The sequence below is a fragment of the Aeromonas sp. sif2433 genome (assembly GCF_019218705.1).
Lineage (GTDB): Bacteria > Pseudomonadota > Gammaproteobacteria > Enterobacterales > Aeromonadaceae > Aeromonas > Aeromonas encheleia.
Window position 1 is genome coordinate 24,440 of record NZ_JAHUXD010000005.1, and the last position, 15,925, is coordinate 40,364.

The following is a 15,925-nucleotide window of genomic DNA, read 5'->3' on the forward strand; positions in this document are numbered from 1 at the left end:
TGGCCGTACGGCAACGGGCCACCTTTTCACACAGCACAAGGATAAAGAGATGGGTAACAATCAACAGTTGTTCAACGGCGGCGAAAGTGCCGGCACCTTCCAGCTCAATTTCAACAACAACCGCGCTTATGAGCTGTTTGGCCGGGAGTACCTCAAGTGCTACGCCAACCTGGCGGTCAAGGGCAAGATGAGCAAGCCGCTGCCCTCAGGCCAGCTCAGCTACGCCGTCGACTTCGCCATGGATTGCGGTTGCAGCTCGGTGCTGATCGATTTCAATCTCGCCTACAAGAAGACCTTCGGCAACCAGACACAGGCCCCTCTGTGGCGCGAGTCCGATTACGAGGCCGAGATAGTGCTCTGCCACCTGGTGCGCGAAGCCCCCGCCAGCCGTCTGAACAACCGGGATCAGTTCGCCGAAGCCGAGGCCTTCTTCAACGACGTCAACCTGCCCACCACCGCCAGGAATGTGGCAAACGATCCCTATGCCGACAAGGATGGCCTGGTGGAGTTCATCGTGGCCAACGAGCTGCTCGATGATCCCGCCGTGATGGCCAGACTGGCCGAGCAGAAAGCCTATCTCATCGCCATCACCTCCGTGGTCACCGCCTATATCAACCGCTATGCCGAAGCCTATGGCGAGCAGTACAAGACGGATGCGGATCTCTGGGCCAGGGCCCTCGCCAAGATCCCCCTGATGGGGCCGAGCAAGATCGATCAGCAGAGCTACAGCCGCCACATCAAGGGGCTCAGCATCGCCACCGACTTCATCAACTTCATCATGGACGTGGTGGTGAGCCAGGGCACCACGGCGCTGGCCAGCTTCAACAAGTTCCTGCAAAAGCAGGGGGATGCCATTCGCTTCGGGGTGGAGAACAACAAGGACTTCTACAAGACCATCACGGTGGGTATCACGGTCGAGGTGTTCAAGGTGGGCAGCGAGCTGGTCTATGTGCCCAAGATCAAGCAGTACCGCATCAACTTCGACCGCCAGAACAGCAAGTTCACCTCCGCCTGCGCCAGCGCCGAATTTGTCGACATCTACTTCAACTACCTCTATGCCGCCAACGTGTTCGACTACGAGGCGTTGAAGGATCCGGAGATCAAGCGCGACTTCGACAACTTCATCCAGAAGCAGCGCAAGGCGCAGATTGACGAGGCGGACACCTTCTTCAACGACGACTTCCCGCCCCTGCAACCCAAGCAGATCGCACGGGGCAAGGCCACGGTCTGATCCTCCCACACAACAGAGACAACACAGCCGGCATCTGCCGGCTGTTTTTTTATGGGGAGCGGGCTCAGGCCCGCTTCTCCTCCAGCCAGGCGCCCTGGCTCTGCATCTCGAACAGCTGGGCGTAGTGGCCCCCCAGCGCCATGAGCTCGGCGTGGGTGCCGCGCTCGTTCACCTGACCGCGGGAGAGCAGCAGGATCTCGTCGGCATCGACTATGGTCGAGAGCCGGTGGGCGATGGCGATGGTGGTGCGGCCACGGCGGGCCGCCGAGAGCGCCTGGGAGAGCGCGAACTCGGTCTGGGAGTCCACGCTGGCGGTGGCCTCATCCAGGATGAGGATGCGCGGATCCCCGACCAGCGCCCGGGCAAACGAGAGCAGCTGGCGCTGACCGGCGGAGAGGTTCTTGCCCCCCTCCTCCATCAGGGTGTCCAGCCCGTCCGGCAGGCTCTGCACGAACTCGGCCAGCTGCACCTCGGTCAGTGCCTGCCACAGCTGCGCCTCGTCGATGCCGGCGCGGCCGAGGCGCAAGTTCTCGGCCAGGGTGCCGACGAAGATGAAGGGATCCTGCTGCACCAGGCCGATGCTGCGCCGCACCGCCGCCAGGGAGAGTTCCCCCAGGGGGTGATCGTCGAAGCGGATCTGCCCGCTCGCCAGCGGATAGAAGCCCATCAGCAGGCTGATGATGGTGGACTTGCCGCTGCCGGTGTGGCCCACCAGCGCCAGCATCTGGCCGGGACGGGCGTTGAAGCTCACCTCCCGCAGCACGGGTTGCTGACCATCGTAGGAGAAGCTCACCCGATCGAAGCTGACCCGCCCCTGCAATGCGGGGCTCTCCCCCCCGGTGCTCTCGCGGGTCTCGTCGAGCAGGGCAAACACCCGCTCCCCCGCCACCATGGCCTGTTGCAGCTGGTTGAGCTGGTTGGTCATCTCGATGAGCGGCTCTATCATCCGTCCCAGATAGCTGATGAAGGCGTAGAGCACCCCCACCTGGATGGCGCCATTGGCGCTCAGCCCTTCCTGGGCAAAGAGCGCAAGCAGGCCGATGAGCACCATCATGTAGAACAGATCGATGAGCGGACGCAGCAGTATGCCGTTGATCTTGAGGCTCTTGAGCCGCGCCGACCAGTGCTGCTGGTTGATGTCGGCGAAAGCGTTGGCGAAATGGCGCTCCTGCACCATGGCCTGGATCACCGGCATGCCCTGCAGCGACTCGTTGAGCCGGCTGTTGATATCAGACAGCAGGCTGCGGGTCGTCCGCACCACAGGCACGCTCAGGCGCTGGTAGAGCCACATCACGGCGCCCACCGCCGGCAACAGGGTCGCGCACACCAGCATCAGCCGCAGATCCAGCAGCGCCATGGAGATGAGGATGCCGCACAAGAGCACCACCTTCTGCACCAGCAGCCCTATCACCTGCACATAGAGGTTCATGATCGCCTCGGTGTCGTTGGTGATGCGGGAGATGAGGGAGCCCGAGCGATGCTTGTCGAAATAGCGGGCCGGCAGCCGGATGGCGGTGGCAAACACCTGCTCGCGCAGGGTCTGCACCACCGCCTGGGCGATGCGGTTGAAGCGCAGGGACTGCAGGTAGAAACCGGCGGCCGACAGCAGTTGCAGACCGAGATAACCCGCCCCGAGCGCCGCGATGGCCGGCCACACCAGCTGGCGCGGTGCCAGGTAGTCATCGATGAACAGCTTGATCAGCAGCGGTCCCGCTACCTCGGCGCCGGTGGCCAGCAGCAGACAGATGCCCGCCTGGATCAGCCAGTGGGGGTAGCGAGCGCAATAGGCCAGCAGGCGTTTGATGGTTGGATTCACAGACTCGCCTCCAGCACAGCGTTCCCAAGGAATTGACTCTCTTTGCTCCCTTCTCCCCTCGCGGGAGAAGGGTTGGGGATGAGGGGGGCCACTCGTCTTATCATCAAACTCACAGGCTCTCCTCCACGTCTTGCTCCAGGCGCTGATAGCGAACCATGTCGGCGTACCAGCCGTTGTGGGCCATCAGGGCGCCGTGGCGACCCCGCTCACTGACGCGGCCCTGCTCCAGCACCAGGATCTCGTCCGCCTGCTCCACCGCCGTCATGCGGTGGCTGATCAGGATCAGGGTGCGTCTATGGGCCTTGAGCGCCTGCAGGATCTGTTGCTCGGTATGGGCATCCACCGCCGACAGGGCATCGTCCAGCACCAGGATAGGGGCCGGCAGCAGCAGGGCCCGGGCGATGGCGAGGCGCTGTTTCTGGCCGCCGGAGAGGGTCACCCCCTTCTCGCCCACCTCGGTGGCATAGCCCATGGGGAAGCGGCTGATGTCATCGTGCACGCAGGCGATGCGAGCCACCCGCTCGATCTCCTCCTGGCTGGCCTCGGGCCGGCCGAGGGCGATGTTGGCGGCTATGGTGGTGGAGAACAGGAACGGCTCCTGGGGCACATAGGCAAACTGGCTGCGCAGATCGGCCAGCGCCAGCTGCTGGATGGGCACGCCGCCCATGGTGATCTGGCCGGCGCTGGGGTTGGCCAGCCGCATCAGCAGCTTGAGCAGCGAGCTCTTGCCCGCCCCCGTGCGCCCCACCACCCCGAGCATGCCGCCTTGCTGCAGGCTGAAATCTATCCCCTGCAGCAGGCTGCGTTGCTCCAACCGGTAATCCACCCCCTTCATGCAGAGGGGGAAGCTGGCCGTGAGGGGCTGCGGTGCCTCGGGATCCTGAATGTCGCTACGCTCGGCCAGCAGACTCTCGATGCGGGAATAGGCGGCGCTGCCGCGCTCTATGATGTTGAACAGCCAGGCGATGGCGAACATGGGCCAGATGAGCTGCCCCAGGTACATGGTGAAGCTGGTGAGCTCCCCCAGGGTCAGCTTGTCTTGCAGCACCAGGGCGCTGCCGCCCGCCACCGCCAGGAAATAGGAGCAACCTATGCAGAGGTAGATCACGGGATCGAACTTGGCATCGATGCGGGCCACCGCCATGTTGCACTCCCCCGCCTGCCGGGTCAGTTCGGCAAAGCCCTGATCCTCGAGGGATTCGACCGCATAGGACTTGAGCACCCGCACCCCGGAGAGGGCCTCCTGGGTCTTGTTGTTGAGCCTGGAGAAGGCTCCCTGCGCCGCCTTGAACTCCTTGTAGATCTGGGTCCCGAAGCGGTTCATGAAGAACGCCATCACCGGCAACGGCAACAGAGAGAGCAGGGTCAGCTGCCAGGAGTACTGGCTGCACATGATGGAGAGCACCAGGATCCCGACGATGAAGGAGTCCACCAGGGTCAACACCCCCTCGCCGGCCGTCATCTCCACCGCCTGGATGTCGTTGGTGGCGTGGGCCATCAGATCGCCGGTACGATGACGCTGGTAAAAGTCGGGGCTCATGCGGGTGAAGTGGTGGAACAGCCGGTTGCGCAGCACATAGGCGAGCCGATAGGAGGCGCCAAACAGCATGACCCGCCACACGTAACGCAGCAGGTAGATGAGCAGGCCAAGGCCAAACAGCCCCGCCAGATAGCCCATCAGGGTGCCATGATCGAGCTCGCCCTTGGCGACCCCGTCCACCACCCAGCCCACCACCTTGGGCGGGATCACGGTCAGCAGCGCCACCATCATCAGCAAGGCGATGGCGGTCAGATAACGCCGCCACTGCTCCTTGAAAAACCAGCCAAGCCGTAGAAATACGCTCACATCAACATCCTTTCTCGCGGCGCCCAGGGGGCCGCCGTTGGTCATAAGAGAAGCTCAATACAATCGCCCCCGAGGCGGGGGCGATGCAAATGGGGCCATCATAGCCTGAAAGCGGCCAGCTTGAGAACGATGGCTATCCGCCCCGCGTCACAGCCGCTCATCCCGCGGCTCGAACAGTATGCCGGCAGACTCCTGCTGCTCGCCGGTCAGCAGGAAATGGGACACCTGCTCCCGGGTCTGATTGAAGACTTGCTGCAACTGGATAAGCTCGCTCTCGCCCAGCTCCTCTTTCAGCCGCAACCGCCATTCCAGCTCACCGGCCAGCAGTTGCAGGCGGGAGGCGGAGATGTTGGCCGACACCCCCTTCAGGGTGTGCAGCAGGCGGCAAGCCACCTCGGGTTGCTGACGGCGCAGGGCGGAGCGGATCTCCCAGAGATCGTCCTTGTGCTCGGACAGGAACAGTTTGAACAGGATCTGCAACGCCTCCCTGTCCTGCTCCAGCCGGCGCAGCGCATCCTCCAGATCCAGCACTCCCATCAGAGCCGGCGGCTTCACTTCGAGCGGTGCCCGTCGCTCGCCGTTGGCGTTCTTCACCCACTGCAGCAGGTTGTTGTAGAGATCCAGCTTGCTGACCGGCTTGGTGACATAGCCGTTCATGCCGACGCCGAGGCAGCGCTCCTTGTCCCCCGGCATGGCGCTGGCGGTCAGCGCTATGATGGGCACATCGTGTTTGTCCACCATCTTGCGGATCTGGCGCGTTGCATCCAGGCCATCGAGCACCGGCATCTGCAGGTCCATCAAAATAACATCGAAGGGCTGCTCCGCCACCTGCTCCACCGCCTCGCGGCCATTGTCGACCACGGTGACCACCGCCTCCACCCGGCGCAGGTACTCCATGATGAGCTGCTGGTTGACCCTGTTGTCTTCCGCCAGCAGTACCCGGGTGCCGTGCAGCAGATCGCGAAAGTGCTGCTGATCGCCCTGCGCCTCGGCCTGACGCACGTTGCGATCGTGGGAGCTGCCGTTGAGCAACTCATCCACCTTGGCCAGCAGCGCATTCTCGGTCATCGGCTTGGCCAGGAAGTGGGTCAGCCCCATGCTCTCCATGCGCCCGTGCAGCCCCTCCCTGGCCCAGGCGCTGGTCATCAGGACCGGCAGCCGCCGCCACTGGCTGTGCTGGTACATCTCGAGGGCGAGATCCAGGCCATCCTCCTGACCCATGCGCCAGTCGAGGATCGCCAGCCGGATATGGTGGCCCTCCTCCCGCAGCACCTGGCGGGCGCGGGAGATGCTGTTCACCGTCATCACGGTGGCGCCGGCCCGGCTCAGGATGTCCTTGGCCAGCTCCAGCACCAGCTCGTTATCGTCCATCATCAGGATCAGGGGCTGCTGCTCGAAGAAGACCCGCCGCCCGGAGACCCCATAGACGGCCTGGGACAGGGGGATCTCGAACTGGAAGGTCGAGCCCACCCCGGGTTTGCTCTGCACGCCGATCTCGCCCCCCATCAAGCCCACCAGCCGCTGTGAGATGTTGAGGCCGAGGCCGGAGCCGCCGTATTTGCGGGTGTTGCCCGCCTCCAGCTGGGTGAACGGCTGGAACAACTGCGCCTGCTTCTCTGGCGCTATGCCGATGCCGGTGTCGCGCACGCTGAAGCGCACCCGCATCGGATGTTGGTTGACCAGGGTGATGGCCACCTCCACCTCCCCCCGCTCGGTGAACTTGATGGCGTTGTTGACCAGGTTGACCAGCACCTGGCCGAGCCGGAGCGGATCGCCGCGCAGGAAGTCGGGCACTGCCGGTGACTTGTTGATGATCACCTCGATCTGCTTGCGCTCGGCCAGATCGGCGAACATGGCCGCCAGCGAGTCGAGCTGCTCACTCAGGTCGAAGTCGATCTCCTCCAGGGTCAGCTTGCCGGACTCCACCTTGGTCAAGTCCAGGATGTCGTTGATGAGCAGCAGCAGGGTGTCCGACGAGGATTTGATCTTGTTGAGATAGTCCCGCTGCTGCTGACTGAGATCCGTCTGCAGCGCCAGGGCGCTGAAGCCGATGATCGCATTCATGGGGGTGCGGATCTCGTGGCTCATGTTGGCCAGAAAGTCGCTCTTGGCCTGGGCCAGCAGCCCGGTATGACGGGACAGCTCGCTCAGCTTCTGGTTGCGGCGCCACAGGGTGATGGCCACCAGCGAGAAGCTGAGCAGGGCGCCACCCAGCACCATCAGGTAGAACCGGCTCTTGAGGGAGGAGGCCAGATCCAGCTTGCTCTGCTTCCACAGCGGCAGCGAGTTCAACTCTTTCATCTCGATGATCTGGTTGCGCAGGCGGTGATACTCCATCACCTGGCGATTGAGCTCCTGGCTGAGCTGATTGATCGCCATGACCTGGGGCTGCTGCCCATAGCTCTCCTTGATGCGCTGCTGCAGTTGTTGCAGCTGACGCTGATCACTCATGTCCCAGCTGCGTCTGAGATAGTGGCTGAGCCTGACCAGATCGGTGAGATCGTTGTGCAGCGCCGTCTCCCGCGGCAGGGCCGCCGTCAACGACTTGAGCTGACTCTGGAAGCGGGGCTCCAGGTATTCGATGGTCATCTCCATGGTATAGAGCTTGGCCAGATCCAGCAGATAGCCATCGATGTCACGCTGCAACGCCTGGGACTTGGGATCATCGGCCGAGTCCGGATCCTCGCGCACCCGGCTCACGAAGTTGTCGAGGCTGCTGGACAGCTGGCTGAGCCGCAGCTGCACGCTGCCATCGCTGGCCTTCTCGCGGCCCAGCAGATAGACGGTGTCGGTGTTGATGCGGTTCAAGACCAGCTCCGCGGCCACACTCAGCTCGGAGGCGCGTTGTTGCTGGCTGAGCAGTTGCCAGCAATAGGTCGAAAACGCCAGCAGCGATATGATGATAAGGCTCAGGACAACGCGATTGACGCGTGCAACACTCTTCATCCCGTCTCGATTCTCATGTCATGGCCGGCCACCCGGTGACGGATGCCACCGCAGAAAGCCAACTGTGAAAAATAACTGACGGCTATGTTACCGTTAGTCAGTTCTATATATGCAATAAAGATGTTGCCGGGCCTTATGGAGGAATCAATTATGTCACTTATCACCACCTATTGTAGCCACTGCTTTACCCGCAACCGCCTGCCCAGCGATAAATTGGATTCAAATGCTAACTGTGGTCGCTGCCGCGCCGCGCTGTTCGGCATCACCCCCCTGGTGGGGCGCACGGCGCAGTTCGACATCCTGATCGGCTCCGACATCCCGGTCGTGGTCGATTTCTGGGCCAGCTGGTGCGGCCCCTGCCTGCAGTTTTCCCCTGTCTTTCAACAAGTTGCCAAGGAGCTCGAGCCGCGTATCCGCTTCGTGAAGGTCGACACCGAACAGGAGACGGCCATCGCCAGCCGCTATGCCATTCGCAGCATTCCCACCCTGATGGTCTTCAAGCGAGGCGAGATCCTGGCCCAGCGCAGCGGCTCCCTGCCCCCCAACCTGTTGCGGGAGTGGCTGCTCTCCCTGACCAATAGGGACGAATGATAAATAATTGTTTAATTTATGTTTACGACTAGATCCATTTTCACTTGACTCTGTGAGTCGCGACATGGTTTGACGACTTCCCCCTGTTTCAAACGGGGGGATAAATGTAACCTCGGCAACACAACAACAACCATAAATTAACCGAGAGAACAACATGCATACCTCTGCAGTCCCTTCCGCCCCCTCACGCTGGCTGGACATCAAGGCCGGGATCGTCATTCTCGACGTCCTGCTGCTCTGTGCCATGCTCGCCTGGCTCCCCTTTGACCCCATGGTCAACAAGGGGCTCGGCATCCTGATCTTCATCGCCATCCTCTGGCTGACCGAGGCGGTGAACATCACCATCACCGCCCTCGCCATCCCGGTACTCGCCACCCTGCTCGGGGTGTTCGACATGAGCAAGTCGCTGACCGACTTCGCCAACCCTGTCCTGTTCCTCTTCTTCGGCGGCTTCGCACTGGCCGCCGCCCTATCCAAGCAGGGGCTCGATACCCAGATCGCCGCCAAGGTGATGCAGCTCGCCAAGGGCCACCTCGGCTGGGGCGCCATCGTGCTCTTCACCATCACGGCCGCGCTCTCCATGTGGATCAGCAACACCGCCACCGCGGCCATGATGATGCCGCTCGCCCTCGGCATGCTCAAGGGTCTCGATATCCACAAGGAGCGCCGCACCCTGGTCTTCGTCCTGTTGGGTGTGGCCTACAGCGCCAGCATAGGCGGGATTGGCACCCTGGTCGGCAGCCCCCCCAATGCCATCGCCGCCGCCCAGATGGGTCTCGGCTTCACCGACTGGCTGAAGTTCGGCATCCCGGTGGTGCTGATCTTCATGCCGGTGGGCATAGGTCTGCTCTATTGGGTGACGCGCCCCAACCTCTCCCACCGCGTCAGCACCGAGCAGGTCACCATCCAGTGGACCGGCCAGCGCAAGGTGACCCTGCTCATCTTCCTGGCAACCGTGCTGCTGTGGATTGGCTCCCAACCCATCGCCGCGGCGCTGGGCGGCATTCCCCAGTTTGATACCCTGATCGCCATGGCCGCCATCCTGGCCATCGCCGTCAGCCGGGTGGCCAACTGGGACGACATCAACCAGAACACCGACTGGGGTGTGCTGTTGCTGTTCGGGGGTGGCCTGACCCTGAGCTCCATCCTCAAGCAGACCGGTGCCAATGCCTTCCTGGCGGAACACCTGTCCAGTGCCCTCTCCACCATGCCGATCTTCATCATCCTGTTGTGCCTCGCCGCCTTCGTGGTGTTCCTGACCGAGCTGGTGTCCAACACCGCCACCGCCGCCCTGCTGGTGCCCCTGTTTGCCGGTGTGGCCGAGGCGCTGGGGGTCTCTCCCATAGTGGTGTCGGTGCTGATCGCCGTCGGCGCCTCCTGTGCCTTCATGCTGCCGGTGGCCACGCCGCCGAATGCCATCGTCTTCGCCAGCGGCCACATCCAGCAGCGCGAGATGATGCGGGCCGGCCTGGTGCTGAACCTGGTGTTCACCGTCATCCTGACCCTGCTGGCCTATTTCTTCGGCGATATCCTGCACTGAGAGGAGAAAATACCCTCCCGCTCGACAAGGCCCCTGACGGGGCCTTTTTTATCTCTGCTATTTCCTGCCTGCCCCCCTCTGCCCCATAGACCGCCTTCCACTCAAGCCCGCCTTCACTCGCCATGGGGGGAGCTGGTGCGCTCGGTCGCGTCAACGCAACCTGTGTTACCGGTCTGGCCTCTCCTGCCCATGACCCTGCCTCCGCTTGCCGCCTTCGACTCAAAACCGCCGCCAGCGGCCATGGCGGGGAGCACACTAGTTTGCGTTCGGTGCGCAACGGGCACAAAAAAACCCCGCGATGCGGGGTTCTTTCATATCGGGGATTTATCAGCCCACGTTGCAGCTCTGCAGGCTCCAGATCTTGTCCACGTAATCCTGGATGGAGCGGTCGGAGTTGAACTTGCCCATGGTGGCCGAGTTGATGATCGCCTTCCTGGCCCAGAGCGCCGGATCCCGGTACCAGGTATCGATCAGCTTGTGCGCGTCCGAGTAGGCGGCAAAATCGGCCAGGGTCAGGTAGGGATCCCCCCCTTCCAGCAAGGAGCGCTTGATGGCGGAGAGCTCGCCCGGACGACCCGGCGTGAAGTAATCGGTATCGAACCAGTCCAGCACGGCCTTGAGCTCGGAGTTGGCATAGTAGAAGTCGTACGGGTTATAACCGCGCGCCTTCAACGCCTTCACCTCGTCCACGTTCAGGCCGAAGATGGCGCAGTTCTCGACCCCCGCCTCCTCCGCGATCTCGATGTTGGCCCCGTCCAGGGTGCCTATGGTGATGGCGCCGTTCAGTGCCATCTTCATGTTGCCGGTACCGGATGCCTCGTAACCGGCTGTGGAGATCTGCTCTGAGACATCGGCGGCCGGGATCAGCTTCTCGGCCAGGCTGACGCGGTAGTTCGGCATGAACACCACCTTCAGCTTGCCCTGGATGCGGGCGTCGTTGTTGACCCGCTCGGCCAGCTTGTTGATGGCGTAGATGATGTCCTTGGCCAGCTTGTAACCGGGCGCCGCCTTGGAGCCGAAGATGAACACCCGCGGGTGCATGTCATAGTCGGGGTTCGCCAGCAGGCGACGGTAAAGCGCCATGATGTGGATGAGGTTCAGCTGCTGGCGCTTGTACTCGTGCAGGCGCTTGATCTGCACGTCAAAGATCGCCTCTGCGCTGACATCGATGCCGGTCTCGGCCTTGATGACCTTGACCAGCTTCTCCTTGTTGTGGCGCTTGATGCGCATGAACTGCTGCTGGAATGCCTGATCGTCGGCAAACTTGGTGACGGCACGCAGCTTGTCCAGCTGCAACGGCCACTCCTTGCCCACCACTTCGTTGTACAACTCTGCCAACTCGGGGTTGCAGGCCAGCAGCCAGCGCCGGGGGGTCACGCCGTTGGTGACGTTGCACATCTTCTGGGGCCACAGCTCGGCATACTCGGGGAAGAGATCCTCCTTCACCAGCTTGGAGTGGATCTCGGCCACGCCGTTGACCTTGGAGGAGCCGATCACACACAGGTTGCCCATGCGCACCTTGCGCACGTCCCCTTCCTCGATGATGGAGAGCTTGGCCTTGATGGCATCGTTGCCCGGCCACTTGGGCTCGACCAGCTCATCCAGGAAGCGGGCGTTGATCTCGTAGATGATCTCGAGATGACGGGGCAACACCTTCTCGAACAGGCTGACGCTCCACTTCTCCAGCGCCTCCGGCAGCAGGGTGTGGTTGGTATAGGAGAAGACCTGGTAGCAGATGCCCCAGGCGGTATCCCAGTTCAGGTCTTCTTCGTCCACCAGCACCCGCATCAGCTCGGGGATCGCCACGGTCGGATGGGTGTCGTTGAGCTGAATGGCGATCTGGGCGGCAAAGTTGTCGAAGTTGCTGCCATGGGCCCGCTTGTAGCGGCGCATGATGTCCTTGATGGAGCAAGCGCAGAAGAAGTACTGCTGGATCAGACGCAGCTCCTTGCCCGCATCTGTCTCGTCATTCGGATAGAGCACCTTGGAGATGGTCTCGGCCTGGGCCTTCTCCGCCTGGGAGTCGATATAGCCGCCGGCGTTGAACACATCCCAATCGAAGAACTCGGAGGCGCGGGACTCCCACAGGCGTAGTATGTTGACGGTGTGACCACCAAAGCCCACCACCGGGATATCCCAGGGCACCCCTTTGATCTTGCGCCCGGCGTGCCACACCTTCTTCAGGCCGCCGTTGTCACCAAACACCGTCTCGACGTAGCCGTACAGCGGGATCTCCTGCACGGATTCCGGGCGGCAGATCTCCCAGGGGTTGCCATATTCGCGCCAGGAGTCCGGGCGCTCGATCTGGCGGCCATCCTGGATCTCCTGGCGGAACAGGCCGTGTTCGTAATGAATGCCATAGCCCACCGCCGGGTAGTTCAGGGTGGCCAGGGAATCGATGAAGCAGGCGGCCAGGCGACCCAGGCCACCGTTGCCGAGCGCCATGTCGGGCTCTTGTTCACACAGGTCGGTCAGTTCCAGACCGAGTTCACCAAGGGCCTCTTCGCAAATTTTGTACAGGGAGAGGTTATGCAGGTTGTTGGAGGTCAGGCGCCCCATCAGGAATTCAGCAGAGAGATAGTGAATGGCACGAGTATCTTTCTTGAAGTGAGTCTGCTGAGTACGGGTCAGGCGCTCGTACACCTGTTCGTTGACGGCGGCCGCGGTCGCTTTCCACCACGCTTCTGGCGAGGCTTTCTGTTCGCTTGTCCCCAAGGTAGAACGCAAGTGACGCACGATACTCGCCTTGAGCTGATCTTTATCCAGTTGGAGATCCTGGTCTGTCTTCTTCTTGGTAGCCATAAACCATTTTCCTTCGTTACAAATAAAAAAATGTTATCCCATTCGGGACCGGCGCTGTTGTTATCTCAGAATATGTTCCGGCGTGGGCATACTAGCTAAAGCCGATGGTTCAAACGTTAACATGAGTCACACTTTAACGCATGAAAATGACAGTTCAAGCATGAAAACCCTTTCCTTAAACCTACCTGAATGAAATAAAAATAACGATAAAAATCATCAAGTTGCTTATTAATGAAAAATATACATCCATGAATAGGTTTTCAATGATTGCCAGTGGCTGAAAATACGTGAAAATAACCCCAAGGACGGCGCTCGTTGAAACCGGTTTCAATAATCGACGGGGCCATGCATCAATTAAGAGAAGGTGCCCCGGTTGGGACACCCTCCGTGACCGAATTAGCCATGAGCCTTGAACTGATTGCTCATGGGATCATAGTGATAGCCAATCTGCTGCAGGCGCGTGGCCAACTGATCCTCTGTCATGTCGTAGTAGGCCAACAACTCTTCCAGACCATCGCACTCCAGCCGCAGCTTCTCGTTGATGATCCCGAGCAGAATATTGGCGTCCAGCCGTTGCAAGGTGCTGACATCCATCTTGGTCTCTCCTCTTCCCATACATACTGTATAACCATGGGCGCCTGCCCTGGCTTTGTCCATAGCGCAAAAAACACCCAATTCGGTTTGAATGTAAATTTCCTTTTTATTCAATTAACTAGCTCATCGCGTTGTTAATCCGCTCACATTTTTGACCATAAATGACTTGTCACTGGCACGAGTTACAACTACTGTATGCACATACAGCATGGTTATTCATACAGGACAAACATATGAGCCAGCCCCTGAGTCACCGCCCCCTCGTTTCTACCGTCGGCCTGATCACCCCCTGGCCCACCCGCCATCAGGGCAAGGGAGAGCACGATCACCGGCTGGCGACCCATGCTCATGAAACCCAGCTGCTCGACGAACTGGGGCGACTGAGTCAGGACAAGGGTGGCTGGATCCTGCTCATAGCCCCGCCGGGCTTACCCGCCGCCGAGCAGTTGCAGGCACAGGGGATCGATCCCGCCCGGGTGCTGGTGGTGCACGGCGCCAAGATTAAGAACTGGCAACGCATGCTGGAGCAGAGCCTGGGCAACGGCCACTGCGCCGCCGTGCTGACCTGGTTGCCCGAGCAGATCGCCCTGGATCGCGCCAGATTGAACAAACTGGGGCAACGCTTCGGGGTGCTGACCCGCTTCTTCGAACCCAGGGGTGCCCTGCCCGCCCAGAGCGGCCCCCTCTGCTACGGCGGGCAGGATATCTACCTCAACCATTGAGCGTCGACAGAGCGCGATGGGCGACGTCTAGGGACTGGTTATCCCGCCCTTCCTCACATTCTGCGGACACGAAAAAGGCGACCCTGGGGTCGCCTCTTGTCACATCGGTTTTTATCACAGCGGGGCTTGCCACGAGGCGTGCACCCGCACAGGGTCATCACCGAGCGGACGACCCTCGCCATGCCGGATCAGGAGAGCTTGACATCCAGCTCGGCGATCCTGGCCGACCAGTAGGCCGGGCCGGTTTCATGGATGTTGTTGCCCTGGGAGTCGACGGCCACTGTCACCGGCATGTCCTCCACCTCGAACTCGTAGATGGCCTCCATGCCCAGATCGGCGAAGGCCACGACCCGTGCCTTCTTGATAGCTTTCGCCACCAGGTAAGCGGCGCCACCGACGGCCATCAGGTAGACGGCCTGGTGCTCCTTGATGCTCTGCACCGTCTTGGGGCCCCGCTCGGACTTGCCGATCATGCCGATGAGGCCGGTCTCGCCCAGCATCATGTCGGTGAACTTGTCCATTCGGGTCGAGGTGGTGGGGCCTGCCGGGCCGACCACCTCGTCACGCACCGCATCGACCGGGCCCACGTAATAGATGAAGCGGTTGGTGAAGTCGACCCCTTCTGGCAGCCCCTCACCCTTCTTGAGCATGTCGGCGATGCGTTTGTGGGCCGCGTCGCGACCGGTCAGGATCTTGCCGGAGAGCAGCACTGTATCGCCGCTCTTCCAGCTGGCGAGCTCGGCCTTGGTGATGCCATCGACGTTGACCCGGCGCACATTGCCACCCGCTTCGCGGGTGATCTCCGGCCAATCGCTCAGCTTCGGCGGCGTCAGCTCGGCCGGGCCAGAACCATCCAGCTCGAAGTGGACGTGGCGGGTGGCGGCGCAGTTGGGGATCATCACCACCGGCTTGGAGGCGGCGTGGGTCGGGGCAGACTTGACCTTCACGTCCAGCACTGTGGTGAGGCCTCCCAGCCCCTGGGCACCGATCCCCAGCTTGTTGACCTTGTCGTAGAGCTCGACCCGCAGCTTCTCTTCGGTGGTCTCGGGACCACGGGCGATCAGCTCCTGAATGTCGATGTGCTCCATCAGGGCTTCCTTGGCGAGCACCGCGGCCTTCTCGGCGGTACCGCCGATGCCGATGCCCAGCATGCCGGGCGGGCACCAGCCGGCCCCCATGGTCGGCACCGTCTTCAGCACCCACTCGACCACGTCATCGGAGGGGTTGAGCATCACCATCTTGGATTTGTTCTCGGAGCCGCCGCCCTTGGCCGCGATGCTCACCTCCACCTTGTTGCCTTGGATCATGTCGATGTGCACCACGGCCGGGGCGTTGTCCTTGGTGTTCTTACGGCTGCCGGCCGGATCGGCAAGCACGCTGGCACGCAGGGGGTTGTCCGGATTGGTGTAGGCGCGGCGCGTTCCCTCATCCACCATCTCCTGCACCGTCATGTCACTGTCCCACTGCACCTGCATGCCGATCTTGACGAAGCAGGTGACGATGCCGGTGTCCTGACACAGGGGACGGTGCCCTTCGGCTGACATGCGGGAGTTGATCAGGATCTGGGCCAGGGCATCCTTGGCGGCCGGGTTGATCTCGCGGTCATAGGCGGCCTTGGCGGCCTGGACGAAGTCGAGGGGGTGGTAGAAGGAGATGTACTGCAGGGCGTCGGCAATGGAATCGATAAAGTCCTGTTTTCTAATGATGCTCATATCATCCTCACTGGTCCTTGTCTTCGCAAACGCGAGCAAGGGCTTCCATATGAGCCGGGCTCTCGGCCTGCGAAAAGCGTCGCGGGGCCGAGAGACAACGGCGTGTTTTTTCTAAAAATTCCGGC

At 61.6% G+C, this 15,925-nt stretch carries 10 protein-coding genes; 4 read left to right on the forward strand and 6 right to left on the reverse strand.

The genetic code is table 11. The features are described 5' to 3' along the window. Positions 1 to 49 precede the first annotated feature (49 nt). Positions 50 to 1,231, forward strand: coding sequence for a hypothetical protein (locus KW825_RS09150; protein ID WP_218329000.1), 1,182 nt, complete (start codon positions 50 to 52; stop codon positions 1,229 to 1,231). A gap of 64 nt (positions 1,232 to 1,295) precedes the next feature. On the opposite strand, the gene KW825_RS09155 is transcribed toward KW825_RS09150, so the two are convergent. The 3 genes from KW825_RS09155 to KW825_RS09165 all read right to left on the reverse strand — a co-directional run bounded on the left by KW825_RS09155 (position 1,296) and on the right by KW825_RS09165 (position 7,839). Next, positions 1,296 to 3,047 carry an ABC transporter transmembrane domain-containing protein gene (locus KW825_RS09155; protein ID WP_218329001.1) on the reverse strand — a complete coding sequence of 584 codons (1,752 nt, stop codon included), beginning with the start codon at positions 3,045 to 3,047 and terminating at the stop codon, positions 1,296 to 1,298. 109 nt (positions 3,048 to 3,156) lie between these two features. Next, the gene (locus KW825_RS09160) at positions 3,157 to 4,893 is read right to left on the reverse strand and encodes an ABC transporter transmembrane domain-containing protein (RefSeq protein WP_218329002.1); all 1,737 of its coding nucleotides are present in this window, start codon (positions 4,891 to 4,893) and stop codon (positions 3,157 to 3,159) included. A 147-nt stretch (positions 4,894 to 5,040) separates the two neighbouring features. Further along, a complete protein-coding gene (locus tag KW825_RS09165; protein ID WP_218329003.1) occupies positions 5,041 to 7,839 on the reverse strand; it encodes a response regulator in 2,799 nt (932 codons plus the stop codon). A gap of 150 nt (positions 7,840 to 7,989) precedes the next feature. Between KW825_RS09165 and trxC the strand changes: the two genes are divergently transcribed. Both trxC and KW825_RS09175 read left to right on the forward strand, forming a co-directional pair. Further along, on the forward strand, positions 7,990 to 8,430 hold the full coding sequence (gene trxC, locus KW825_RS09170; RefSeq protein ID WP_218329004.1) for a thioredoxin TrxC: 441 nt from the start codon (positions 7,990 to 7,992) through the stop codon (positions 8,428 to 8,430). 154 nt (positions 8,431 to 8,584) lie between these two features. Continuing rightward, positions 8,585 to 9,970 carry a DASS family sodium-coupled anion symporter gene (locus KW825_RS09175; RefSeq protein WP_042652289.1) on the forward strand — a complete coding sequence of 462 codons (1,386 nt, stop codon included), beginning with the start codon at positions 8,585 to 8,587 and terminating at the stop codon, positions 9,968 to 9,970. A gap of 327 nt (positions 9,971 to 10,297) precedes the next feature. Here the strand turns inward: KW825_RS09175 and KW825_RS09180 are convergent, their stop codons facing one another. After that, positions 10,298 to 12,772: a glycogen/starch/alpha-glucan phosphorylase gene (locus tag KW825_RS09180; RefSeq protein ID WP_218329005.1), complete on the reverse strand. Its 2,475-nt coding sequence runs from the start codon at positions 12,770 to 12,772 to the stop codon at positions 10,298 to 10,300. A 396-nt stretch (positions 12,773 to 13,168) separates the two neighbouring features. After that, a complete protein-coding gene (locus KW825_RS09185; RefSeq protein ID WP_005323525.1) occupies positions 13,169 to 13,366 on the reverse strand; it encodes a DUF4250 domain-containing protein in 198 nt (65 codons plus the stop codon). A 233-nt stretch (positions 13,367 to 13,599) separates the two neighbouring features. On the opposite strand from KW825_RS09185, the gene KW825_RS09190 reads away from it, so the two are divergent. After that, positions 13,600 to 14,088, forward strand: a complete 489-nt coding sequence (locus KW825_RS09190) for a cell division inhibitor (RefSeq protein WP_218329006.1) — start codon at positions 13,600 to 13,602, stop codon at positions 14,086 to 14,088. A gap of 188 nt (positions 14,089 to 14,276) precedes the next feature. On the opposite strand, the gene KW825_RS09195 is transcribed toward KW825_RS09190, so the two are convergent. Further along, positions 14,277 to 15,800 carry a fumarate hydratase gene (locus KW825_RS09195; RefSeq protein WP_218291270.1) on the reverse strand — a complete coding sequence of 508 codons (1,524 nt, stop codon included), beginning with the start codon at positions 15,798 to 15,800 and terminating at the stop codon, positions 14,277 to 14,279. Positions 15,801 to 15,925 lie beyond the last annotated feature (125 nt).